Origin of the sequence: Brevibacterium pityocampae, assembly GCF_039541555.1 — a bacterium.
GTDB lineage: Bacteria > Actinomycetota > Actinomycetes > Actinomycetales > Brevibacteriaceae > Brevibacterium > Brevibacterium pityocampae.
In genome coordinates this window covers 266,943-288,357 of record NZ_BAABGL010000006.1, presented here as the reverse complement: position 1 = coordinate 288,357, position 21,415 = coordinate 266,943, and the positions used below count along the sequence as shown (strand labels likewise).

At 69.8% G+C, this 21,415-nt stretch carries 23 protein-coding genes and 2 pseudogenes; 17 read left to right on the top strand and 8 right to left on the bottom strand.

All coding sequences use genetic code 11. From position 1 onward, the window contains the following. The first annotated feature begins 22 nt into the window (after nt 1-22). The 6 genes from sufD to ABD883_RS07415 are packed head-to-tail and all read left to right on the top strand — an operon-like array spanning nt 23 to nt 4,339. A complete protein-coding gene (sufD, locus tag ABD883_RS07440) occupies nt 23-1,174 on the top strand; it encodes a Fe-S cluster assembly protein SufD (protein WP_137319751.1) in 1,152 nt (383 codons plus the stop codon). Beyond that, nucleotides 1,171-1,494: a non-heme iron oxygenase ferredoxin subunit gene (locus tag ABD883_RS07435; RefSeq protein WP_137319750.1), complete on the top strand. Its 324-nt coding sequence runs from the start codon at nt 1,171-1,173 to the stop codon at nt 1,492-1,494. The genes sufD and ABD883_RS07435 overlap by 4 nt, the downstream gene beginning before the upstream one ends. Before the next feature lie 8 nt (nt 1,495-1,502). Further along, nucleotides 1,503-2,261 carry a Fe-S cluster assembly ATPase SufC gene (gene sufC / locus ABD883_RS07430; protein ID WP_247424767.1) on the top strand — a complete coding sequence of 253 codons (759 nt, stop codon included), beginning with the start codon at nt 1,503-1,505 and terminating at the stop codon, nt 2,259-2,261. Continuing rightward, nucleotides 2,261-3,532 (top strand): SufS family cysteine desulfurase, encoded by a 1,272-nt coding sequence (locus ABD883_RS07425; protein WP_345031101.1) that lies wholly within the window; start codon nt 2,261-2,263, stop codon nt 3,530-3,532. The genes sufC and ABD883_RS07425 overlap by 1 nt, the downstream gene beginning before the upstream one ends. After that, nucleotides 3,529-4,011: a Fe-S cluster assembly sulfur transfer protein SufU gene (gene sufU, locus ABD883_RS07420; RefSeq protein WP_137319747.1), complete on the top strand. Its 483-nt coding sequence runs from the start codon at nt 3,529-3,531 to the stop codon at nt 4,009-4,011. The genes ABD883_RS07425 and sufU overlap by 4 nt, the downstream gene beginning before the upstream one ends. After that, a complete protein-coding gene (locus ABD883_RS07415; RefSeq protein ID WP_137319746.1) occupies nt 4,004-4,339 on the top strand; it encodes a metal-sulfur cluster assembly factor in 336 nt (111 codons plus the stop codon). The genes sufU and ABD883_RS07415 overlap by 8 nt, the downstream gene beginning before the upstream one ends. Nucleotides 4,340-4,367: 28 nt before the next feature. On the opposite strand, the gene ABD883_RS07410 is transcribed toward ABD883_RS07415, so the two are convergent. Together ABD883_RS07410 and ypfJ are read right to left on the bottom strand one after the other, a co-directional pair. Further along, a complete protein-coding gene (locus ABD883_RS07410; RefSeq protein ID WP_345031095.1) occupies nt 4,368-5,372 on the bottom strand; it encodes a DUF1731 domain-containing protein in 1,005 nt (334 codons plus the stop codon). A 28-nt stretch (nt 5,373-5,400) separates the two neighbouring features. Beyond that, nucleotides 5,401-6,318 (bottom strand): KPN_02809 family neutral zinc metallopeptidase, encoded by a 918-nt coding sequence (gene ypfJ / locus ABD883_RS07405; RefSeq protein ID WP_137319745.1) that lies wholly within the window; start codon nt 6,316-6,318, stop codon nt 5,401-5,403. 58 nt (nt 6,319-6,376) lie between these two features. On the opposite strand from ypfJ, the gene ABD883_RS07400 reads away from it, so the two are divergent. Together ABD883_RS07400 and ABD883_RS07395 are read left to right on the top strand one after the other, a co-directional pair. Beyond that, complete coding sequence (locus ABD883_RS07400) at nt 6,377-7,069, top strand: ribonuclease H family protein (RefSeq protein WP_345031091.1); 693 nt, start codon at nt 6,377-6,379, stop codon at nt 7,067-7,069. Further along, nucleotides 7,066-8,664, top strand: a complete 1,599-nt coding sequence (locus ABD883_RS07395; RefSeq protein ID WP_345031088.1) for an ABC-F family ATP-binding cassette domain-containing protein — start codon at nt 7,066-7,068, stop codon at nt 8,662-8,664. The genes ABD883_RS07400 and ABD883_RS07395 overlap by 4 nt, the downstream gene beginning before the upstream one ends. Nucleotide 8,665: 1 nt before the next feature. On the opposite strand, the gene ABD883_RS07390 is transcribed toward ABD883_RS07395, so the two are convergent. From ABD883_RS07390 to ABD883_RS07380, 3 genes are read right to left on the bottom strand one after another with little or no spacing between them, the layout of a single operon-like run. After that, the gene (locus ABD883_RS07390; RefSeq protein ID WP_247424754.1) at nt 8,666-9,706 is read right to left on the bottom strand and encodes an SURF1 family cytochrome oxidase biogenesis protein; all 1,041 of its coding nucleotides are present in this window, start codon (nt 9,704-9,706) and stop codon (nt 8,666-8,668) included. Next, the gene (locus tag ABD883_RS07385; protein ID WP_247424751.1) at nt 9,706-9,906 is read right to left on the bottom strand and encodes a hypothetical protein; all 201 of its coding nucleotides are present in this window, start codon (nt 9,904-9,906) and stop codon (nt 9,706-9,708) included. Before ABD883_RS07385 ends, ABD883_RS07390 begins: the two co-directional genes overlap by 1 nt. Continuing rightward, nucleotides 9,903-10,418 carry a DUF3099 domain-containing protein gene (locus tag ABD883_RS07380; RefSeq protein ID WP_247424748.1) on the bottom strand — a complete coding sequence of 172 codons (516 nt, stop codon included), beginning with the start codon at nt 10,416-10,418 and terminating at the stop codon, nt 9,903-9,905. The genes ABD883_RS07385 and ABD883_RS07380 overlap by 4 nt, the downstream gene beginning before the upstream one ends. A 161-nt stretch (nt 10,419-10,579) precedes the next feature. Here ABD883_RS07380 and fabG point away from each other — a divergent pair, with 161 nt between their 5' ends. Genes fabG through ABD883_RS07365 form a run of 3 tightly spaced genes read left to right on the top strand, consistent with a single transcriptional unit; the run spans nt 10,580 to nt 12,583 of the window. Further along, nucleotides 10,580-11,290, top strand: a complete 711-nt coding sequence (gene fabG / locus ABD883_RS07375) for a 3-oxoacyl-ACP reductase FabG (RefSeq protein WP_265809374.1) — start codon at nt 10,580-10,582, stop codon at nt 11,288-11,290. A gap of 58 nt (nt 11,291-11,348) precedes the next feature. Continuing rightward, on the top strand, nt 11,349-12,107 hold the full coding sequence (gene fabI, locus ABD883_RS07370; RefSeq protein ID WP_276087701.1) for an enoyl-ACP reductase FabI: 759 nt from the start codon (nt 11,349-11,351) through the stop codon (nt 12,105-12,107). A 5-nt stretch (nt 12,108-12,112) separates the two neighbouring features. Beyond that, nucleotides 12,113-12,583: a SixA phosphatase family protein gene (locus ABD883_RS07365; RefSeq protein ID WP_295690711.1), complete on the top strand. Its 471-nt coding sequence runs from the start codon at nt 12,113-12,115 to the stop codon at nt 12,581-12,583. 21 nt (nt 12,584-12,604) lie between these two features. Here ABD883_RS07365 and serB read toward each other — a convergent pair whose 3' ends face one another. Then, nucleotides 12,605-13,402, bottom strand: a complete 798-nt coding sequence (serB, locus tag ABD883_RS07360; protein ID WP_295690709.1) for a phosphoserine phosphatase SerB — start codon at nt 13,400-13,402, stop codon at nt 12,605-12,607. 51 nt (nt 13,403-13,453) lie between these two features. Further along, a complete protein-coding gene (locus tag ABD883_RS07355; RefSeq protein ID WP_295690707.1) occupies nt 13,454-14,209 on the bottom strand; it encodes a hypothetical protein in 756 nt (251 codons plus the stop codon). Between the two features lie 41 nt (nt 14,210-14,250). Here ABD883_RS07355 and ABD883_RS07350 point away from each other — a divergent pair, with 41 nt between their 5' ends. From ABD883_RS07350 to ABD883_RS07325, 6 genes and pseudogenes are all read left to right on the top strand, one after another. Then, the gene (locus ABD883_RS07350; protein WP_295690704.1) at nt 14,251-15,036 is read left to right on the top strand and encodes an ABC transporter ATP-binding protein; all 786 of its coding nucleotides are present in this window, start codon (nt 14,251-14,253) and stop codon (nt 15,034-15,036) included. A gap of 11 nt (nt 15,037-15,047) precedes the next feature. After that, nucleotides 15,048-15,941, top strand: a complete 894-nt coding sequence (locus tag ABD883_RS07345) for a sulfite exporter TauE/SafE family protein (RefSeq protein ID WP_345031085.1) — start codon at nt 15,048-15,050, stop codon at nt 15,939-15,941. A 7-nt stretch (nt 15,942-15,948) separates the two neighbouring features. Further along, nucleotides 15,949-16,695 (top strand): annotated as a pseudogene (locus tag ABD883_RS07340) (TrmH family RNA methyltransferase); the annotation flags it as partial. Between the two features lie 143 nt (nt 16,696-16,838). Beyond that, nucleotides 16,839-18,479, top strand: coding sequence for an IS21 family transposase (gene istA / locus ABD883_RS07335; protein WP_345031083.1), 1,641 nt, complete (start codon nt 16,839-16,841; stop codon nt 18,477-18,479). Continuing rightward, entirely contained in the window at nt 18,472-19,233 is a 762-nt protein-coding gene (locus tag ABD883_RS07330) for an ATP-binding protein (protein WP_137319612.1), read from the top strand. Before istA ends, ABD883_RS07330 begins: the two co-directional genes overlap by 8 nt. A 218-nt stretch (nt 19,234-19,451) precedes the next feature. Continuing rightward, a pseudogene (locus ABD883_RS07325) lies at nt 19,452-19,688 on the top strand (TrmH family RNA methyltransferase); the annotation flags it as partial. A gap of 70 nt (nt 19,689-19,758) precedes the next feature. On the opposite strand, the gene ABD883_RS07320 reads toward ABD883_RS07325, so the two are convergent. Beyond that, nucleotides 19,759-21,396 (bottom strand): AAA family ATPase, encoded by a 1,638-nt coding sequence (locus tag ABD883_RS07320; protein WP_345031080.1) that lies wholly within the window; start codon nt 21,394-21,396, stop codon nt 19,759-19,761. Between the last annotated feature and the right edge of the window lie 19 nt (nt 21,397-21,415).

The following is a 21,415-nucleotide window of genomic DNA, read 5'->3' as shown; positions in this document are numbered from 1 at the left end:
CCACGAAGGAGACAGAACACACATGACAGACACCGTGCAGAGCGCTGCCGAGGTCCAGGTACCCGTCGCCTCGCGCAGCGAGCGCACCCGGAGCTTCGACGTCGCCGATTTCCCGCAGGTCACGGGCCGCGAGGAGGAATGGCGCTTCACCCCGGTCCGCCGACTCGCGCCGCTGCTCGAGGACGCCGGCACCGGCGCCGAGCTGCGCTTCACCGAGGAGCTCCCCGCCGGTGTGTCGGTGGAGACCATCGACCTCGACACCGCCCGCGCCCAGGGCATCATGGAGCCCGAGGACCGCCCGGCCGCGATCGCCGCGGCCCGCTCCGGCGGGATCCGCCACTACGCGGTCGAGGCCGGCGCCGAGGTGCCCGAGGCCGTCGTCGTCCACGCCGACGGCGCCGGGACCGACCCGGTGCACGGCCACATCCTCCTCACCGTCGGCGACAACGCGCGCGCGACGATTGTCGTCGAGCACGAGGGCACCGCACAGTACTCCGAGCTCGTCTCGATCGTCGTCGGGGCCGGCGCGCAGCTGACCTTCGTGTCGCTCCAGCTGTGGGAGGACGGCTCGGCCCACCTCGGCCAGCACGACGCGATCGTCGGCAAGGACGCGCAGTACAAGCACATCGCGATCTCGCTCGGCGGCGACATCGTGCGGCTCAACTCCAACGTCCGCTACGACGGGCCCGGGGGAGAGGCGCAGCTCCTCGGCCTCTACTTCGCCGACGCCGGCCAGCACCTCGAGCACCGCACGTACATCGACCACAACACGCCGCAGGCGGTGTCCGACGTCATGTACAAGGGTGCACTGCAGGGCACCGATGCGCGCAGCGTGTGGATCGGCGACGTGCTGATCCGCCCCGAGGCGATCGGCATCAACACCTACGAGCTCAACCGCAACCTCGTCCTCACCGAGGGCGCCCGGGCGGACTCCGTGCCGAACCTCGAGATCGAGACCGGCGACATCGAGGGCGCAGGCCACGCGTCCTCGACCGGCCGCTTCGACGAGGAGCACCTGTTCTACCTCATGAGCCGCGGCATCGACGAGGTCGAGGCCCGTCGGCTCGTGGTCCGCGGCTTCTTCCACGAGGTCATCGGACAGATCCGCGTGCCCGCGATCGAAGAGGTCCTGTCCGCAAGGATCGAGGACGAGCTCTCCCGGAGCATGATGTGAGCGAGCTCGCCGCCTGCGCCGCGAGCGCCGTCGACCCCGGTGACGCGATCCGCGTCGTCCTCGAGGGCCGGGAGATCTGCATCGCCCGGACCGACGACGGCGCCGTGCACGCGATCGACGACCTGTGCACCCACGGCGAGGTGTCCCTCGCCGAGGGGGAGGTGTCCGGCTGCTCGATCGAGTGCTGGCTCCACGGCTCCGCCTTCGACCTCACCACCGGCAGGCCGCTCACTCCGCCGGCCTTCGAGCCGGTCGCCGTCTACCCGTGCAGCGAGCGCGACGGCATGATCTACGTCGACCCCACCAGTCCTGAACAGTAAGGAAACCCATGTCCACTCTCTCCATCCGCGACCTCCACGTCAGCGTCGAGACCGACGCCGGTGCCAAGGAGATCCTGCGCGGCGTCAACCTCGACATCAACTCCACCGAGACCCACGCGATCATGGGCCCGAACGGCTCCGGGAAGTCGACGCTGGCCTACGCGTTGGCCGGCCACCCCGGCTACACCGTGACCTCCGGCACCGCCGCGATCGACGGCGAGGACATCCTCGAGATGAGCGTCGACGAGCGCGCCAAGGCCGGCCTGTTCCTCGCCATGCAGTACCCCGTCGAGGTCCCCGGCGTCACCGTGACGAACTTCCTGCGCACCGCGAAGACCGCGATCGACGGCGAGGCGCCGAAGCTCCGCACCTGGACCAAGGACCTCTCCGAGGCGATGAAGAACCTCCGCGTCGACCCCGCGTTCGCCTCGCGCAACGTCAACGAGGGCTTCTCCGGCGGTGAGAAGAAGCGCCACGAGATCCTCCAGATGGAGCTCCTCAAGCCGCGTTTCGCGATCCTCGACGAGACCGACTCCGGCCTCGACGTCGACGCGCTGCGGATCGTGTCCGAGGGGGTCAACCGGGTCAAGGAGAAGACCGACGTCGGCGTCCTCCTCATCACCCACTACACCCGCATCCTGCGCTACATCCAGCCCGACTACGTCCACGTCATGGTCAACGGCCGGATCGCCGAGGAGGGCGGCGCCGAGCTCGCCGAGCGCCTCGAGAACGAGGGCTACGACCGCTTCCTCGGCGTGGGAGCCTGATGCTCTCGGCCGCCGAGGTGCAGCGCATCCGCAACGACTTCCCGATCCTCGCCCGCGAGGTCGGGGGGTCGCCGCTGGTGTACCTGGACTCCGGGGCCACCGCGCAGAAGCCGCAGTGCGTCATCGACGCCGAGCTCGACTTCTATGCGCACCGCAACTCCGCCGTCCACCGCGGGGCGCACAGCCTCGCGGTGGAGGCCACCGATGCGTTCGAGTCCGGGCGCGCGGCGGTCGCGGACTTCGTCGGCGCCGGGATCCGCGAGATCGTGTGGACGAAGAACGCCACCGAGGCGCTCAACGTCGTCGCGCTCGGCCTCGCGCACGCCGCGGCCGGCCTCGGCGGTCCGGAGGCGCAGCGGTACCGGATCGGCCCCGGGGACTCGATCGTCGTCACCGAGATGGAGCACCACGCGAACCTCATCCCGTGGCAGCAGCTCGCCCGCCTCACCGGTGCGCGCCTGCGCCACCTGCCGCTCACCGACGACGGGCACCTCGAGCTGGGCGATCTCGAGGAGATCGTCGACACCACGACGAAGGTCCTCGCCTTCACCCACGCCTCGAACGTCCTCGGCACGATCAATCCCGTCGAGCGGCTCGTCGCCCGGGCCCGCGAGGTCGGGGCGCTCACCGTGCTCGACGCCTGCCAGTCGGTGCCCCACCTGCCCGTCGACCTCGCCGCGCTCGACGTCGACTTCGCGGCCTTCTCCGGGCACAAGATGCTCGGACCCACCGGGATCGGCGTGCTCTACGGGCGCGCCGAGCTCCTCGACACCCTGCCCCCGGTCCTCACCGGCGGCTCGATGATCACCACCGTCGACATGGAGTCCGCGGAGTTCATGCCGGCCCCGCAGCGCTTCGAGGCCGGCACCCAGCCGGTCGCGCAGGTCGCCGGGCTCGGTGCGGCCGTGGGCTACCTCTCCGAGACGGGGATGGCCGATGTCGCCGCGCACGAGGCCGAGATCGCCGGGATCCTCGTCGAGGGGATCGACCGGGTGCCCGGCGTGCGCCGGATCGGCCCGGACGCCTCGGCGGCGCGGATCGCCTCCGTCGCCTTCGACGTCGAGGGCGTCCACGCCCACGATGTCGGCCAGGTGCTCGACGACGCGGGGATCGCGGTGCGGGTGGGCCACCACTGCGCACAGCCGCTCCACCGCCGCTACGGGCTCACCGCCACCACCCGCGCGAGCGCCTCGGTCTACACCACGGCCGAGGACTGCGAGCGGTTCCTCACCGCCCTCGCCGGCGTCCGCCCCTTCTTCGGAGTGTCATGAGCGATCTCCAGCAGCTCTACCAGCAGGTCATCCTCGACCACGCCAAGCAGCGCTACGGCAACCGGCCGCTGCTCGGCGGGACCGGGATCGACCGCTCCCCGCAGTTCGGCTCCTCGCACCAGGTCAACCCGACGTGCGGGGACGAGATCACCGTGGAGGCGGAGATCGACCCCGGCACCGGCGCGCTCACCGTGCGCTGGGACGGCCAGGGCTGCTCGATCTCGATGGCCTCGGCCTCGGTCCTGACCGAGATCGCCGAGGACACCGGACCGGAGGGGTTCGCCGCCGCCGAGGCCGCCTTCCACACTCTCATGCACTCCCGCGGACAGGGGGAGGCCGACGAGGACGTCCTCGGCGATGCCGCCGCCTTCCAGGGGGTCTCGAAGTTCCCCGCCCGAATCAAATGCGCCCTGCTGTCCTGGATGGCACTCAAGGACGCACTCGCCCAGGCCCACGCCGCAGGAGGAGACCATGCCTGAAGTCATCGACCAGCCCACCAACGCCGTGCCCGAGGAGGTCCTTGAGGCACTCATGGACGTCGTCGACCCCGAGCTCGGCGTCAACATCGTCGACCTCGGCCTCGTCTACGGCACCGCCGTCGAGGAGGACGGCACCGCCGTCATCGAGATGACCCTGACGAGTGCCGCCTGCCCGCTCACCGACGTCATCGAGGACCAGGTTGCGCAGGTCCTCGAGGGGATCGTCCCGGCCTACCGCCTCAACTGGGTGTGGATGCCGCCGTGGGGCCCGGAGAAGATCACCGAGGACGGCCGCGAGCAGATGCGGGCCCTCGGCTTCAACATCTGAGCAGCACCACCGCTCTCAGCACCACGGCTCACAGCACCGCTGCGAGCGCGCCGGGCAGCTCGGGGTGCGCGAACCGGAATCCCGCCTCGGCGAGCACCCGGCTGGTCGCATGCCGGCCGGTGAGCCCGAGCGCGGGATCCGTCGCGAGGAGCACCGCTCCGGCCCGGAGCACCGGCGCCGGGGTCGACAGTCCGAACCCGTGCGGGGCGAGCAGCGGCAGCCGTGGGGCGAGCCGCGTCCGCAGCCGGGCCATGAGCTCGGCGTTGCGGACCGGGTGCGGTGCCGCGGCGACGAGGATGCCGCCGGGCAGCTCCGGTCCGCACAGGCCGAGCGCGGCGAGCACGATCCGCAGCCAGTCCTCGAGCTGGATCCACGAGAACCACTGATCACCGCGCCCCACCGTCCCGCCGAGCCCAGCCCGGGCGAGCAGCGCCAGCCGATCGAGCGCGGGGGAGTCGTGCTGGAGGACGATCGAGGTCCGCAGCACGGTGGTGCGCCGGGCATGCGCCCCGGCGGCCGCCTCCTCCCACGGGCGGGCGACCCCGGTCATCTGCGGCAGGGCGGCCGCGCCCGCAGGCAGCGGCGAGCTCTCGTCGAGCCGCGCCTCCCCGGCATCGGACCAGATCGCGGTCGTCGATCCCTGCACCCACGCCTCGACGGGCGCCTGCTCCTGCGAGGCCGCGACGAGCGCTTCGGTGGCACGCACGCGCGAATCGCGGAGGCGCGCGATGCCCGCGGGCGTCGGCCGGGTGTCGACGAGCGCCCCGGCGAGGTTGACGACGCCGATGCGCTCCTCCCCGGTACGGGCGAGCTCCTCTGCCCAGTCCCCGACGCTCCGGCCGTCCCACTGCCGGAACCGCAGTCCGGGCCCGGTGCGGCGGAGCAGCTCGGGGGAGTCGGCGGGGCGCCGGGTGAGGACGACCGCCTCGGCCCCGGCGCGCTGCAGCGCACCGGTGAGAGCAGTGCCGAGCGCCCCGGTGCCGCCGGCGACGACGACGCGCATCGGGCGGGTGTCCGTGTGCAGGGTGCTCATCGTCTCCTCTCCCGGCGCTGTCGGCGGCTCACACCCGGTCGACGGCGAAGGTGTTGCAGGCGCTCGGCCGGCCGTCGCGGTAGCCGCGGAGGAACCACGTCTGCCGCTGCTCGGCGGAGCCGTGGGTGAAGTTCTCCGGGATCACCCGGCCGCCGGAGGTCTCCATGATCGAGTCGTCGCCGATCGCCTCGGCCGCGGACAGCGCAGCGGAGATGTCCTCCGTGGTGAGCGGCTGCAGGTAGGGCTCGCCCGTGCTCGGATCCGGGGTCACTGCGGCGTTCGCGGCCCATACCCCGGCGTAGCAGTCGGCCTGGAGCTCGAGGCGGACCGCGTTCGACTGCGGGCCGGTCTGCCCGTCGCGGGTGCGCTGGATGTCCCCGGTGAGTGTCTGGATGTGGTGGCCCCACTCGTGGGCGACGACGTACTCTTCCGGCAGCGGCCCCTGCTCGGCGCCGAACCGGTCACGGAGCTGGGCGAAGAACGCGACGTCGAAGTACGCGGTCTCGTCGCCCGGGCAGTAGAACGGGCCCATCGCGGAGCTGCCCGTGCCGCACGCCGTCTGCCACTGGCCACTGGTGAGCACCGCACCCGGCGCGCGGTAGGCGACCCCGAGGTCGTGGACCCCCTCCTGCCAGTACTGGTTGAGGCTGTTGACCGTGCCGACGACCCGGCACTCGACGTCCTCGTTGGCGTCCTCGCCGGTGCGGCACTTCGTCGCGAGGTCGTCCCCGGTGGTCTGCCGGTCGACCTGTGAGCTGTCGGTGAAGCCCTGCCCGCCGGTGATGACCTCGGGCCCGAACACGAGTGCCATGATCACCATGATGACGAGCCCGCCGAGCCCGCCGCCGATCTTGATGCCGGGGCCGCCGAGGCCCCCGCCCGAGCGACCGCCGCCGCGCTTGGACACCTGCGAGGTGTCGAGTCTGCTGCCGGGATTGAACGTCATGGCAATAGCATAGGGTGGTCCGGGTGCATTCCATCCGCATCCCACGAAAGGACACTCTGTGACGATCACGGTCGCCGTCGACGGCTCGGCGCTGGGGAACCCCGGACCGGCCGGCTGGGCCTGGTACATCGACGACGAACGGTGGGGGTCCGGGGGATGGCCGGAGGCGACGAACAACCGCGGCGAGCTGCAGGCGCTCATCGAGCTGCTCCGCGCCACCGCCGGCACCTCCGAGCAGCTTCACGTGCTCTGCGACTCGAAGTACGTCATCAACTCGGTGACGAAGTGGATGCCGGTGTGGAAGCTCAAGGGCTGGAAGAAGGCCAACGGCGGCGACGTCCTCAACCGCGACCAGATGGAGGAGCTCGACGCCGCGCTGCGCGACCGCGACATCCGGCTCGAATGGGTCAAGGGCCACAGCAGCCACCGCCTCAACGACGCCGCCGACGCCCGCGCCCGGGCGGCCGCGGAGGCCTACCGGCGGGGCACGCCGGTGGACCCGGGTCCGGGCTTCAGCGGCCCGGGAGCCCCCGCTCGTGACCCGGAGCACTCCGTTCGTGACCCGGAGCCCGAGCGCGCGCCGGTGACGGTGTCGTGCCGGCTCGACGCCGAGCTCGCCGACCGGATCGTCGAGCGCGCGCAGGCCGCCGCCCGCAGACCCCAGGACGAGCTCGCCGAGCTCATCGCACTCGGCATGGAACGCAAGTACGGCATGGAGGACCAGCACGGCATGGAACGGAAGCACGCATGATCGCCGTCTCGGATCTCGAGGTCCTCGTGGGCTCGCGCACTCTCATGACCGATGTCTCCTTCCGCGTCGACACCGGCGACAGGGTGGGTCTCGTGGGCCGCAACGGCGCCGGCAAGACCACTCTGACGAAGGTCCTCATGGACGAGTTCGCCCCGAACGCCGGGACCGTCACCCGGTCCGGAACGGTCGGCTACCTGCCGCAGGACCCGCGCTCGGGCGACCCCACGGCCTCGGGCCGGGAGCGGATCCTGTCCGCCCGGGAGCTCGACGTGCTCGTGCGGCGGCTGCGCAGGGCCGAGGAGCAGATGTCCGACCCGGACCCCGACGTCATGTCGAAGGCGATCGACCGCTACCCGCGGATCGAATCGGAGTTCGTCGCCGCCGGCGGCTACGCGGCCGAGTCCGAGGCCTTCGCGATCGCTGCGAACCTCGGGCTCGACGAGGAACTGCTGTCCCGAGAGCTGCAGACGCTGTCCGGCGGCCAGCGCCGCCGCGTCGAGCTCGCCCGGATCCTGTTCGCGGCCCCGGACACGATGATCCTCGACGAGCCGACCAACCACCTCGACGCGGAGTCGGTGCTGTGGCTGCGCGACTACCTCAAGACCTACGCCGGCGGGCTCGTCATCATCTCCCACGATCTCGATCTCATCGACGAGGTCGTCAACCGCGTGTTCTTCCTCGACGCCAACCGGCAGTGCATCGACATCTACGCGATGAACTACCGCCAGTACCTCAAACAGCGTGAGGCCGATGAGCGGCGCCGCCGGCGCGAGCGCTCGAACGTCGAGAAGAAGGCCGCCGCGCTGAGCGCGCAGGCGGACAAGATGCGCGCCAAGGCGACGAAGACCGTCGCGGCGCAGAACATGGCGAAGCGGGCCGAGCGGATGCTCTCCGGGCTCGAGGCGGAGCGGGCTGCGGACAAGGTCGCCCACCTCCGGTTCCCGGCCCCTGCCGCCTGCGGCCGCGTGCCGCTCACCGCGGAGGGACTGAGCAAGTCCTACGGCTCGACCGAGGTGTTCACCGGCGTCGACCTCGCGATCGACAAGGGCACCCGGGTCGTCGTGCTCGGGTTCAACGGCGCAGGCAAGACCACGCTGCTCAAGATCCTCGCCGGGCTCGAGGCAGCCGATTCCGGGGAGGTCGTGCCCGGCCACGGCCTCAAGCTCGGCTACTACGCGCAGGAGCACGAGACTCTCGACCACGACCGGACGGTGCTCGAGAACATGCAGCGCAGCTCGCCGCACCTCGACGACACCGCCGCGCGCTCCGTGCTCGGCTCGTTCCTGTTCTCCGGCGATGACGTCCACAAGCCGGCCGGAGTGCTGTCCGGCGGAGAGAAGACCCGGCTCGCGCTCGCGACGCTCGTCGTGTCGAGCGCGAACGTGCTGCTCCTCGACGAGCCGACGAACAACCTCGACCCGGCCAGCCGCGAGGAGATCCTGTCGGCGATCCGCCGCTACGAGGGCGCGATCGTCCTCGTCACCCACGACGAGGGCGCGGTCGCCGCGCTCGATCCCGACCGCGTGCTCCTCCTGCCCGACGGCGACGAGGACCTCTGGGGCGAGACCTACCTCGACCTCGTCAGCCTCGCCTGAATCAGTAGCCCTGGGAGTCGAGGAGGGCGTCCTCGAGCTCCTCCTCGGTCCGCTGCCGCTGCGGGCTCCGGGACGACTGCTTGCTCCGGGACGACTGCGGGCTCCGGGGAGCCGCCCGGCCGGGCCGCGTCGTCCTGCCTTCCCCGTAGCGCCCGCCTCCCGTGCTCGCGCCGGCGGAGCGCCGGCCGCCGCGGGTGAGGGCGGCCTTGTCGACGACGACGTACTCGGTCGGTGCGGCGTCCGCGGCCTCCTCGCTGCGTGCGGCGTCGAGTGCGCGCTTCTCCCGGCGGGCGGCGTAGACGACGCCGGCGAGGATCATGATCCCGAACACGATCCACTGGAACGTGTAGGACAGGTGGGAGCCGGGATCGGTGCTCGGCGGTGGCAGGGGAGTGAGGCCGTCGTCGGCGGGGGCCGGGTCCTCGGCACTGAGCTGCCCGTAGGCCTCGGTCACGGGGGAATCCATGCCCGGGATGGCATCGGGGTCGATCGCGCGGATCAGGCCCGGGGGATTGGAGTCGCCGCTCGCGTCCTGGCGCGGGCGCAGCCACATCTCGACGTCGACCTCGCCGGCCGGCGGTGCGGGGAGAGCGGTGGGGTCGGGGGCGGATCCCTCGCTCGTCGTCGGCACCCAGCCGCGGACCACGGCGATCGTGTCCCCGGAGTCGAGCACGAGCGGGACGACGACGTAGAAGCCGGCCTGGTTCTGCAGGCTCCGGTTGCGTGCGAGCACCGTCGCCCCGGGGTCGTAGCTGCCGGTGACGGCGACCTTCGCCCACTCGGCGTCGACGGGCAGAGGGGCGGTGCGGTCGGGGAGGACCTCGGGCAGCGGCCGGGCCGCGCCGTGGTAGTTCGTCTCGATCCGCTCGATCTCCGCATCCCGCGCGGCACGGCGGTGGTCCTGCCAGTTCGCGAGGAATCCGCAGGCGACCGCGGCGACGATCGCGAGCGCGATGTAGCGCAGCCAGCGTGCGGAGAGGACGAAGCGGTAGCCGCCGCGCTCGGCGGGCGGGGGAACGGGCTGGGGCGTGGGCTCGGCCATCAGCCGGCGCCCTCCGGGATCTCGGCGACGGGGACGTCGTCACGGAGCAGGCTGCGGATCTGCAGGTACTCGTGGAGGTGCGTGCGGTGGTCCGGGCAGGCGAGCCAGACCTTGCGCCGCTCCGGGGTGTGGATGCGCGGGTTGTTCCACAGCAGCGCGAACTCCGCGGTCCGGGTGCACGCCTTCGCCGAGCACGTCATCGCCGTCTTCCTCCGTTCCCCTCGTTCGTCCCACCGTATCGCCCGGCGTCGGGGTCCCCGGCATCAGGGGCGCTGTCGGAGTCGCCGGACTGAGCAGTGTCGCCGTCGATGACCTCGCCATCGATGATCTCCCCGTCGTACACCCCGTCCGCGGCGGTCGCCGCGGGCGCGGCGGGCGCCTCGGCCCCGGCTCCGGCATCATCGGTGCCTGACCGGGGACCATCCACCGGCCCCGGTGCCAGCGCCTCGAGCGGAGCGGAGTCGATGACCGCGCCGCCGGATTCGGTGCCGCGGGCGCGCGCCGCATTCGCGATGAGCACCGCGACCCACGGCAGCACGATCGCGCCGGCGGCGAAGAACCACCGCCAGGGGCTCGGGGTGAGGACCGCGAGGAGGAAGCAGAGCATGCGGATCCCCATCGAGATGAGGTATCGCACGGTCCGCGTGTGGATGTCCTGCTCATGGGACACCTCGGCCTCGGTGATCCGTTGGGCGTGCGTCCTGTGGGCCATGGCCTTCCAGCACTCGGGGGTGAGGCACGCGCGCGCGTGCTCCTGGCTACAAAAGCATACTCCCCGATTGTCGGCGGCGTACTCATGGAGCGCGCAGGTGCGTTAGGTTGGAGACCCGCCCTCGGGCGGCCTGCAGCAGTCGGCGAACAAGGAGAGCGACAGTGTCGGATTCGCGCGTAGTACTCGTCACCGGTGGCAACCGGGGGATCGGGCGGAAGATCGCCGAGGCGTTCCTCGCCGCCGGTGAGAAGGTGGCCGTGACCTCGCGGAACGGCGACGCCCCCGACGGCGCGCTGGCGGTGTCCGCCGACGTCACCGACCCGGACTCCCTCGACGCCGCGTTCACGCGGATCGAAGAGGAGCTCGGCCCGGTCGAGGTCGTCGTCGCGAACGCCGGGATCACCCGCGACACCCTCCTCATGCGGATGTCCGACGAGGACTTCGACGCCGTGATCAACACGAACCTCGGCGGCGCCTTCCGCACCGTCAAGCGCGCGATCACCGGGATGATCCGGGCGAAGAAGGGCCGCATCGTGCTCATCTCCTCGGTGTCCGGGCTCTACGGCGTCGCCGGCCAGGCGAACTACTCGTCCTCGAAGGCCGGGCTCGTCGGCCTCGCCCGCTCGATCACCCGCGAGGTCGGCGCCCGCGGCATCACCGCGAACGTCGTCGCCCCCGGGTTCGTCCGCACCGAGATGACCGATGAGCTGCCGGAGAAGCAGCAGAAGGAATACCTCGCGACGATCCCCGCCAAGCGCTTCGCCGAGGCCGAGGAGGTCGCCGCCGTGGTCCGCTGGATCGCCTCGGACGAGGCCTCCTACATCTCCGGCGCCGTCATCCCGGTCGACGGCGGCCTGGGCATGGGACACTGACACCGCACACCGAGTCCACACGCACACCGCGTACTCCACGCGAGAGGAAGACAACATCATGGGAATTCTCGACGGCAAGCGCATCCTCGTCACCGGCGTGCTCACGGAGGCTTCGATCGCCTTCGCGGCCGCCCGCCTGGCCCAGGAGCAGGGGGCTGAGGTCGTCCTCTCCTCGTTCGGCCGGCAGATGAAGATCACCTCGGTCATCGCCGAGCGGCTGCCGCAGCCCGCGCAGGTCATCGAGCTCGACGCGACGAACGAGGACGACCTCGCCGCGCTGCCCGAGCGGCTCGGCGGGAACATCGACGGGATCGTCCACGCGATCGCCTTCGCCCCCAAGGACGCGCTCGGCGGGGTCTTCCTCGACACCCCCTTCGAATCGGTGTCGAACGCCGTCCACGTCTCCGCGTACTCGCTCAAGGCGATCACCGTCGCCGCCCGCCCGGTGCTCAACCGCGGCGCCGGCGTGGTGGGCCTGACGTTCGACGCGACCGTCGCCTGGCCGGCCTACGACTGGATGGGCGTGGCGAAGGCCGCGCTCGAGTCGACCTCGCGCTACCTCGCGAAGTACCTCGGCGGCGACGGCATCCGCGTCAACCTCGTCTCCGCCGGCCCGCTCAAGACGACCGCCGCGAAGTCGATCCCCGGCTTCGACGCGTTCGAGGACGTGTGGGGCACCCGCGCCCCGCTCGGCTGGGAGCAGACGGACACCGAGCCGGCCGGCAAGGCGATCGTCGCCCTGCTCTCCGACTGGTTCCCGGCGACGACGGGCGAGATGGTCCACGTCGACGGCGGACTCCACGCCACCGGGGCCTGACACCCGTGCCCCACCTGGTGCTCGCCCGCCACGCCACCGCCGCGCGCCCGCCGATGGCCGACTTCGATCGGCCGCTCACCGCGGCGGGCTCCGCCGAGGCGGCCGCGGCGGGCGAGCACCTCACCCGGTACCCGCTCACGCACCTCGTCGCCTCCGCCGCGCTGCGCACCGTGCAGACCAGCGAGGCCGTCGCCCGCGCCCTCGCGGACGCGCCGGTGCTCCACGCCGACCGGGCGCTCTACGAGGCCGACATCGACGCCTGGCTCGAGGTCATCGACTCGATCCCCGCGGAGGCGACCGGGGCGTACGTCGTCGGGCACGAGCCGACGGTGAGCGCCGTCATCGGACACCTGTGCCCCGCGCTCGGGGTGCCGCGGCGCTTCCGCCCGAGCTCGATCGCGGTGTTCGACCTCCCGCGCTGGGGACTGGCCCCCGGAGACTATCCGCCGCCGGAGATCCGGAGCTTCAAGGACTGACCGGCGCACCGGCCCCCGCCGTCAGCCGATCGGCTCCCCGGTCAGCGCGGCCCACACGGCATCCATCCGCCGCACGGTGAGCGCGGCGTCGGCGACCTCGGCGAGCGCCGGCTTGGCGCAGAACGCGATCCCGAAGCCGGCGGCCTGGACCATCTCCGCGTCGTTCGCCCCGTCGCCGATCGCCACGGTGCGCGCCGGATCGATGTCGAGCCGCTCGCACAGCACGCGCAGCTGATCGGCCTTCGCCCGCCGGTCGATGATCGGACCGTCGACCTCACCGCTGAGCAGGCCGTCGCGCACCGCGAGTCGATTCGCGAGCACCTCGGCGATCCCGAGCTCCGCGGCGACCGGCACGACGACTTCGGCGAACCCACCGGACACGAGCGCGACCACCCCGCCGGCACCCTGCACCGCGGCGACGAGCTCCGGCACGCCCGCGGTCAGCGTGACCTGCTCGCGCACCTCGGCGAGCACGGACTCCGGGAGCCCGGCGAGCGCGGCGACCCGCGCGCGCAGGCTCGCGGCGAAGTCGAGCTCCCCGCGCATCGCCTCGTCGGTGATCCGGGCGACCTCCTCGCGGACCCCGGCGTGCGCGGCGATGAGCTCGATGACCTCCTCGTTGAGGAAGGTCGAGTCGACGTCCATGAGGACGAGCTGCGGCGGGGCCTCACTCAGCGCCTCGGGCACGACGAACACGTCCGCATCCGGGTGGGCGGCGGACTCGGCGGCGACGATGGTCTCCAGACCACCGGCATCGACGAGGCGCGAGCTCACGGTCCAGTCGGCGCCGGCGGGGTGGATGAGGCTGATCCTGTGCATGACAGCGATTCTACGGAGTCGCCGGCCGAACGGTTCCCCTGCAGTCGCGTGTCACCCGATCCCGTTGTCGCGGCTCACCGCGGTGACCACGGCGGCCGCCGCGCGGTGGAGGCGGGCGAGCATGTCGCCGAACTCCGCGGGCCCCACGGTCGCAGGCGCCAGGACGGGCGACATCGCGTGATGGATGTCGAGTGCGGCATGGAGCAGCGGGGCCTGCTCGGGCCGGGCGAGCAGACCGGTGAGCTCGGCGCGCGGGGCGGCCGCGCTCATGTCCGCCTGCCAGTCCCGCCACTGGAGGTTGCGCATCTCCGCCGGGACGCCGTCGCCGAGCGCCTCGACGAGGGCGAGACCCTCCATCACGGTCTCGCGCAGGGTGCGGGCCGCCTCGGGCACGCTGCGGACGTCGAGCGGGGCGTAGGGCACCCGGGCGCACGCGAGCACCCGGAGGTTGGCCTCCCCGTCGAGGACGAGCACCGCATCGGACATGCCGGACGATTCGGTGACGGCGACCGCGGTGGCGCGGGCGAGGGTGCGGCGCGCGGACTTCTCCACCCGCGGCACCGCGGACGGGAAGGTCGGGTGGAGCAGCGCCAGGCGCAGCCGGTCGATCCCGCGGGCGCGCAGGGCCGGGAGGAGGAGCAGCAGGCCGGTCGGCGGGTCGGAGTCGTAGACGGCGTCCTCGAGTACGAGCGGAACCGGCATCCCGGCGTCGAGCAGCACCTGCGCGCAGTCATCGGGGGAGAGCCGGCCGGCGAGCGCGGCATCGACCGTGAGCGAGGTGAGGAGGGTCGCCAGTGCGGTGTCCATCCGCCACAATCTAGCGCACCGTGTGCGCTAGAGTCTGCACTATGAGCGATGTGCTGGAATTTGCAGACGTCCACGTCCGGCGGGGGACGAACTTCCTGCTCAGCGGACTGTCCCTCGAGGTCTCCGAGGGGCAGCACTGGGTGGTGCTCGGCCCCAACGGCGCCGGCAAGACGACCTTCCTCGAGCTCGCCGCCGGGCGCATGCACCCGACCTCGGGCCGGGTCGACATCCTCGGGGAGCGCCTCGGCCGGGTCGACGTGTTCGAGCTGCGCCCGCGCATCGGCTACACCTCCTCGGCGCTGGCCGCCCGGATCCCCGGCTCGGAGAAGGTCACCGACATCATCCTCACCGCCGCCTACGGCGTGCTCGGCCGGTGGCGCGAGGAGTACGACGAGCTCGATCTCGACCGGGCGCGCGATCTCCTCTCCGCCTTCGCCGTCGAACGCTTCGCCGACCGGCCCTTCGGCAGCCTGTCCGAGGGCGAGCGCAAGCGCGTGCAGATCGCCCGCTCCCTCATGACCGATCCCGAGCTCCTGCTCCTCGACGAACCGGCCTCCGGCCTCGACCTCGGCGGGCGCGAGGAGCTCCTCCAGGCGCTCGGCGAGATCCTCGACGGGAAGTACGCGCCGACGACGGTCATGGTCACCCACCACGTCGAGGAGATCCCCACCGGCGTCACCCACGCGCTCCTCCTCAAGGACGGCGCCGCTGTGGCCGCCGGCGAGATCGACTCGACGCTGACCTCGGAGAACCTCAGCACGACCTTCGGCACCGATGTCACGCTCGGGCACGAGGGCGGCCGCTACCACGCGCGGGCGCGCGGCTGAATGGCTGCTGCATGACCGTCCTCGAAGCGGCCCTCGTGCTGCTCGCCGGGCTCGGTGCGGGCACGATCAACGCGATCGTCGGCTCAGGCACCCTCATCACCTTCCCGGCACTCGTCGCCTTCGGCGTGCCGCCGGTGACGGCGACGATGAGCAACGCCGTGGGCCTCATCCCCGGCAACATCGCCTCCTCGTTCGGCTACCGCGAGGAGCTCCGCGGCCAGGGCAGGCGGCTGCTCCAGCTCCTGCCCGCCTCCCTCGCCGGCGCGCTGCTCGGCGCCTACCTGCTGCTCACCCTGCCCGAGGACGCCTTCATCACCATCGTCCCGGTGCTCCTCGTGTTCGCGCTCCTGCTCGTCGTCGGGCAGCCGGCGCTCCAGCGCTACCTCAAGAAGCGCAAGGCGATGCGCGCCGACGCCCGCGGGGAGGCGGGGGAGACGGTCGGGGAGGCCGGTGGGCCGGCGGCCGGCGCCGAGGTGCCGGCAGGCTCCGATGCGGAGTCCGGTGCGGCGCCGGGCACGGTGCCGGGCCCGCCGGCGCTGTCGACCGGCCGGATGCTCGCCGTCGTCCTCGCGGTGTTCCTCACCGCGATCTACGGCGGCTACTTCGCCGCCGCGCAGGGCATCATCCTCATCGCGCTCCTCGGCCTCCTGCTGCCGGAGCCGCTGCAGCGCCTCAACGGCGCGAAGAACGTCCTCGTCCTCGCGGTGAACACGGTGGCCGCCGCGGTGTACATCATCGTCGGCTTCGACCGGATCGACTGGCTCGCCGTGCTCCTCATCGCGATCGGCTCGCTCATCGGCGGGTACTTCGGGGCGCGCATCGGGCGCCGGTTCAGCCCGGTGCTGCTCCGCGCGATCATCGTCGTGCTCGGCCTCGTCGCGCTGTGGCGCATCCTGCAGATGTGAGCGGCGGATGAACACCCCGCGCAAGCCGGCGCTCACCGACGCGCAGATCCTCGCGCTCGCGGAGTCCGCGGGCATCGCCGCCGCACGGATCCGCTTCTTCACCTCCGCCGACGACCCCGCGGTCGCCGACTACACCCGGCTCACCGACGTGCGGCTGCGCACCCTGCGCGAGCCCGAGCGGGGCCTCTTCATCGCGGAGAGCTCGAAGATCATCGAGCGCGCCATCGCCGCCGGCCACGTGCCGCGCTCCTTCCTCATGACCCGCAAGTGGTTCGCCGCGCTCACCGGGATCATCGCCGGGACCCACGCGCCGGTGTTCATCGGCGAGGACGCCGTCGTCGAGCAGCTCACCGGCTACCACCTCCACCGGGGCGCGCTCGCCGCGGTGCACCGCCCGGTGCTCCCCGCGCTCGCCGAGGTGCTCGCGGATGCCCGGCGGGTCGTCGTGGTCGAGGACATCGTCGACCACACGAACGTGGGTGGTCGTAAACCTCCGCAGCAGCAGGGAGGGGAGTCAGGGCCGAAGCATCGCTCGCGGATCGCGATCTTCGAGAACATCGTCGATCATACGAATCTTGGAGCCGCGTTTAGATCAGCCGCGGCGATTGGCGTGGACGCCGTCCTCGTCACCCCGAGCTGCGCGGACCCGCTGTACCGCCGGTCGATCCGCGTCTCGATGGGTACGGTCTTCCAGGTCCCCTGGGCGCGCATCGAGTCCTGGCCGGCCGACATCGACCTCATCAAGGAGCACGGTGTTTAGCCGCGGGGTTCGGTAGCGTGCGTGGGACGGTCCGGTAGCACTGGCGGGTGGAGTCGGTAGCGCTTGCGGGTGTTGTGTTCCAGGATTGCTTTCACCTGCAGCCAACGGAGGCTGCACTGGATGGAAGGACCCCGACTATGGCCGACTACCGACGCATCATGATGTTGCTGATCCAGCAGCGTTCCTACCGGCAGATCGAGGTGATGGCCAGCTGTTCGCATCGCGCGATCGCCAGAGCTCGCCGCGTCCTCGACGAGCACCGCTTGAGCACCGTTGCTGACGTCGAGGGGCTCAGCGCCGAGGATCTTGACCGGTTGTTCTCCGACGGCCGCAAGAGCAGCGCCGGCGAATTCGCCCCGATCGACTTCGACTCCATCGTGCAAGCCAGAGTGGGCCGGAAGAAGCCTCCACTGAAAGTGCTCTGGGCGAAGTACGTCAACACCGATGCGCCCGCGGGCGTGCGTAACTACGGGTACGACCGGTTCTGCGAGCTCGTCGCCGAGCACGTGCGCGTGCATGATCTCACCGCCCCCATCCGGCATGTGCCCGGGCACACGATGCAAGTCGATTGGGCCGGGTCCCCGATGCAGCTGCTCGACCCGATCACACGAGAGAGCACCCGGGTATCGGTGTTCGTCGCGACGCTGCCCTACTCCGGATTCGTCTACGCCCGCGGCTACCTCGACGAGAAACTGTCTGCCTGGTGTGATGGTCATCAGCGGGCATTCGAGTTCATCGGCGGTGTGCCCCTCATGGTCGTCCCGGACAATGCTTCGACGGCGTCGAACCAGATCAGCAAGACCGAACGCACACGCGACGTCAACGCAGCCTACGCACAGTTCCTCGAGCATCACCGCAGCGCTGCAGTCCCCACACGTTCAGCTGCTCCGCGGGATAAGGGCAATGTCGAAGCCGGTGTGAAAGTCGTGACGAGCTGGGCCATCCACTACCTCGCCGATCAGGTCTTCGCCTCTCTCGATGACCTCAACGAAGCCCTCGCTGAACGGGTGGAGTGGATCAACCACAGAACCCCGTTCCGCGGTGAGGAACGCAGCCGCCACGCCTGGTTCACGGAGGCGGAGAAGCCGGAACTGCTCGAACTGCCCGAGCACAGATGGGAGCCAGTCGTCTGGAGGAAAGCGAAGGTGCATCGGGACTGGCATATCCAGATCGACACGATCAAGTATTCCGTGCCGTACGAGTTCGCGGGAGTCAGTGTGGATGTGCGCATCGTCGGCAGCCAGGTCGAGGTCCTCGCCGGCGGGGACGTGGTCGCCAGGCACCGGCGAGGCAGGCATCGCAACGGCTACGTCACCGACCCGGATCATGCACCTGCCTACCTGGCAGAGACGGCGGGACTGTGGACGCGCGCCTACTTCCTCCGCCAGGCGGCGAAAGTCGGCCCGGCCACCGTCGCAGCCCTGGAGCGCCTGCTCGATCGCAAGAAGATCGAGGCGCAGGGGTTCCGTTCGTGTATGAACATCCTCGACCTGGGCAAACGTCGTGGCCGAGTGCTGCTGGAACAGGCATGTCAACACCTCATCGACAGTGATGAGCACCGCCAGATCACCTACACCGCGGTCAAGAACACCACGAGCGCGCTGCAGGCTCAGCAGGACGAAAGACCTCGCACGCTGCCGGCCGCACCGCCTGGCACCGCCGCTGCTCGGGCATCATCGGCAGGTCGAGACACCAGTGGGGCCCACCTGGCAGGGATCTCTGCATTCAGCCTCGAAGCCCTCACGGCGCAGAACACGCGGGAGGCTGACGATGCTTGACATGCACCTGAGTGTTGATGACATGCCCCTGTTCACGAAGCTGCGCATGACCGCCTTCGGCGAAGCGGTCATCGAGATCGCCAACGACCCCGACTGTGATGAGTGGACCTTCTCCCAGAAGATCAGACACGCCCTCGAACGAGAGAGCACGGCCCGCGGCGAACGGCGGATGCTCAAGCTCTTGAAAGCCTCGCACACCCCGAACCCGGCTGCCTGCGTTGAGGACATCCACTACCTCGATGGGCGCTCACTGAACCGTGACGTCGTCGCCAGGCTTGCATCGTGCGGCTGGATCGATCGCTGCACCAACCTCGTGATCTTGGGTTCCTCGAGCGTGGGGAAGTCATATCTTGCTCAAGCCCTCGTCAACGCCGCCTGCAGACGCGACTACACAGCCAGATACTATCGGCTTGACGACCTCGCCAACCAGCTCGCCGTCCAGCACCACTCCGACCCAGGACGGCTCCGCTTCCTCCAGAATCTGCACGAGTGCGACCTGCTCGTATTGGATGACTTCCTCACCACGCCCATCAGCCCCGAGATCGCAGCCGAGCTCCTCAACATTCTCGCCGCACGTGAGGGACGAGGCTCGACAGCCGTCACATCACAGTTCGACCCCACCGACTGGTACAAATCACTCCATGACGCCGTGATCGCGGAATCGATCCTCAACCGGATCGTGTCCAACGCCGAACTGGTCCAACTCGCCGGCCCGAACATGCGTCGCCACACCAAACTCGACGCCGCCGACTGAACAGCACCGCGGGCGGGATCGCCGCTACCCGGTCGTCCCGCCCGCGCTACCGGTTCGCCACACACACGCTACCGAAAGACGCTGCTAAACAGCCCGCGTCAGAAATAGGTCGTCGCTGCCGGACAGCCTCCGCGACTTACNCGGGCGGGATCGCCGCTACCCGGTCGTCCCGCCCGCGCTACCGGTTCGCCACACACACGCTACCGAAAGACGCTGCTAAACAGCACGGCTACGTCGTGGCCGGGATGACGCTGGGGGAGGGCGCGATCACGCTTGACGAGCTGGTCGCGGAGGACCACCCGCATCTCGCGCTGGTGTTCGGGACAGAAGGCCACGGCCTGACGCGCCAGGCCGACCGCCGGCTCGACCGACGAGTGACGATCCCGATGATGCACGGGGTGGACTCGTTGAACGTGGCAGCGTCGGCGGCGGTGGCGTTCTACGCGACGCGGTAGTCACAGGAAACTTACGTGGCGGTGGCCGCCCCAATGCCCATTGGGCAGGGAATCGGGTCGCTGCGGACGCTCACGACCCTTCTAGCTTGGATTCAATTTCGCGAACGAGGGCATCGAGAGGCCCTCTTCGATCGGCTCGAAGGGCGGCGACGGGATCGCGCTCGACGGCATCGGCAACGAGGGTCTTGAGGTCGTCCTCGATCGCCTTAGTCCAACCTTGACCCGAGCCTGCGAAGTAGTCTTGCATTCGCAGCTTGAACTTCTTTTGCGGGTGAGTGTGAGCAGGATCCAGGGTCACGTTGAATCGAGCGAGGATGTCCGGTCCCAGAAATGCTTCGTCGAGCAGATCTTCCACCTCCGAGTCGTTCATGTCGACGACCCTCACCATGGTCGCGTCAAGATGGCTGAAGCCGTGCTCCTTCTCGAGAGCTTCGAGTGCCTTGCGCCCAGCAGCGTCGGAGTCTAGTAGTACGTGAACGCGGCAGACACTGTCGTAGAAGTGACGGAACTGGTAAGCGACATTGCTCGCGCCGGTTGTAATCTCTATCCGGAGTGCGCCGTCAGTCAACGCGGACTGGATTATCGGGCTCTCGCCAGCCAGAAGCGTCTGGATGATCCTTTTGTCACTGAGGCCTTCAACTAGCAGGGCGACGCTCGCCGACTGAAGGTTATCCTCGATCCGTACCCCGAGGATGTCCCGGATCTGGCCGAGTGAACCCGCTTGGACCGCACGGTTCTGCCTGATGATGACGTTGCCCGCGACATCACCACGACTCACGAGGAGAGGGCTGTGAGTTGTAATGACCACCTGCTGGTCATGGGCAATCTCATCCAGAACTGCGCGAAGCTCGTGAACCGCTGAGGGGTGAAGATGGGCCTCAGGCTCTTCGACTGCGAGGATTAGGTCCGACTTATTGTTCGCCTGCGCCAATGAGTGCGCCAAAGAGATCGCGGCAAGGCTCTGCACCCCGTCACCCTTTGACGCCAGAGGCGTCTTCACTCCGTCGTCGACCATGAAGTCGAACTCTGTCCAGGCCCACGGATTCACTCCAAAGTAGTCCCGCCCAGACGGCTCGATCTCGACTGACTCCACGTTTGGGAGGAAGCGGCGAAGGGCATCAGTGACTGACGTGCCGAGCGGTGATAGGGCATCCTTGCGGCGCTCGAGCACGACCTCCAGCGCCTTTCGGTATTCTTGATCGCTTTCCAGCGCCGCGAGACGAGAACCCACCTCGGCGCGCATCAACGAGACCGATTCAAACGCTGGGCGAGACGCAGGGATGTACTGCACGCGAACTTGGTCCGAGATGAACTTCGCAATGGCGACCTTCTTCTCGTTGATCTTCTTGCTGCCGGGTCCCTGTTTGATGATTTGCATCTCGCGCCGTCCTCGGTACAGGCGCAGACGAACTTTCAATGTGCCGTTATTGGCGCTCTTCGTTCGTTCCTTGAATTCTTCAATCTCGTCGTCGTTGAGCTCGAAGTCGAACTCGAGGACCGTTGCCGAGTTCGGTTTTGCTGACCTGACAGAATCGGGGATGTCTGATTCCCACGTGTACGTCTCGAAGTCCCAGTCATCCCGCCGTCCGCGACCGCGCGCGGGATAGGGTGCGCCCTTGCCGATGTCGGATATTGCACGTAGGCCAACGACGAGACCACGCAGGATGTTCGACTTTCCTTCGTTGTTTGGACCGACGAGAACCGTCATAGTTCGAAGGTCCATGCCC

Bases quoted from the DNA above. Each gene is read 5' to 3' on its own strand.
- ABD883_RS07320 (WP_345031080.1), bottom strand. From the start codon at position 21,396: ATGACGGTTCTCGTCGGTCCAAACAACGAAGGAAAGTCGAACATCCTG.
- ABD883_RS07385 (WP_247424751.1), bottom strand. From the start codon at position 9,906: ATGACGTGCTCGGCGAAGGCGTGCACCCGGACCGCGGAGTTCGCGCTG.
- ABD883_RS07345 (WP_345031085.1), top strand. From the start codon at position 15,048: ATGACCGTCCTCGAAGCGGCCCTCGTGCTGCTCGCCGGGCTCGGTGCG.
- ABD883_RS07395 (WP_345031088.1), top strand. From the start codon at position 7,066: ATGATCGCCGTCTCGGATCTCGAGGTCCTCGTGGGCTCGCGCACTCTC.
- fabI (WP_276087701.1), top strand. From the start codon at position 11,349: ATGGGAATTCTCGACGGCAAGCGCATCCTCGTCACCGGCGTGCTCACG.
- ABD883_RS07355 (WP_295690707.1), bottom strand. From the start codon at position 14,209: ATGGACACCGCACTGGCGACCCTCCTCACCTCGCTCACGGTCGATGCC.
- ABD883_RS07390 (WP_247424754.1), bottom strand. From the start codon at position 9,706: ATGGCCGAGCCCACGCCCCAGCCCGTTCCCCCGCCCGCCGAGCGCGGC.
- sufD (WP_137319751.1), top strand. From the start codon at position 23: ATGACAGACACCGTGCAGAGCGCTGCCGAGGTCCAGGTACCCGTCGCC.
- ABD883_RS07380 (WP_247424748.1), bottom strand. From the start codon at position 10,418: ATGGCCCACAGGACGCACGCCCAACGGATCACCGAGGCCGAGGTGTCC.
- sufU (WP_137319747.1), top strand. From the start codon at position 3,529: ATGAGCGATCTCCAGCAGCTCTACCAGCAGGTCATCCTCGACCACGCC.
- ABD883_RS07410 (WP_345031095.1), bottom strand. From the start codon at position 5,372: ATGAGCACCCTGCACACGGACACCCGCCCGATGCGCGTCGTCGTCGCC.
- serB (WP_295690709.1), bottom strand. From the start codon at position 13,402: ATGCACAGGATCAGCCTCATCCACCCCGCCGGCGCCGACTGGACCGTG.
- sufC (WP_247424767.1), top strand. From the start codon at position 1,503: ATGTCCACTCTCTCCATCCGCGACCTCCACGTCAGCGTCGAGACCGAC.
- istA (WP_345031083.1), top strand. From the start codon at position 16,839: ATGGCCGACTACCGACGCATCATGATGTTGCTGATCCAGCAGCGTTCC.
- ABD883_RS07330 (WP_137319612.1), top strand. From the start codon at position 18,472: ATGCTTGACATGCACCTGAGTGTTGATGACATGCCCCTGTTCACGAAG.
- ABD883_RS07415 (WP_137319746.1), top strand. From the start codon at position 4,004: ATGCCTGAAGTCATCGACCAGCCCACCAACGCCGTGCCCGAGGAGGTC.
- ypfJ (WP_137319745.1), bottom strand. From the start codon at position 6,318: ATGACGTTCAATCCCGGCAGCAGACTCGACACCTCGCAGGTGTCCAAG.
- ABD883_RS07350 (WP_295690704.1), top strand. From the start codon at position 14,251: ATGAGCGATGTGCTGGAATTTGCAGACGTCCACGTCCGGCGGGGGACG.
- ABD883_RS07425 (WP_345031101.1), top strand. From the start codon at position 2,261: ATGCTCTCGGCCGCCGAGGTGCAGCGCATCCGCAACGACTTCCCGATC.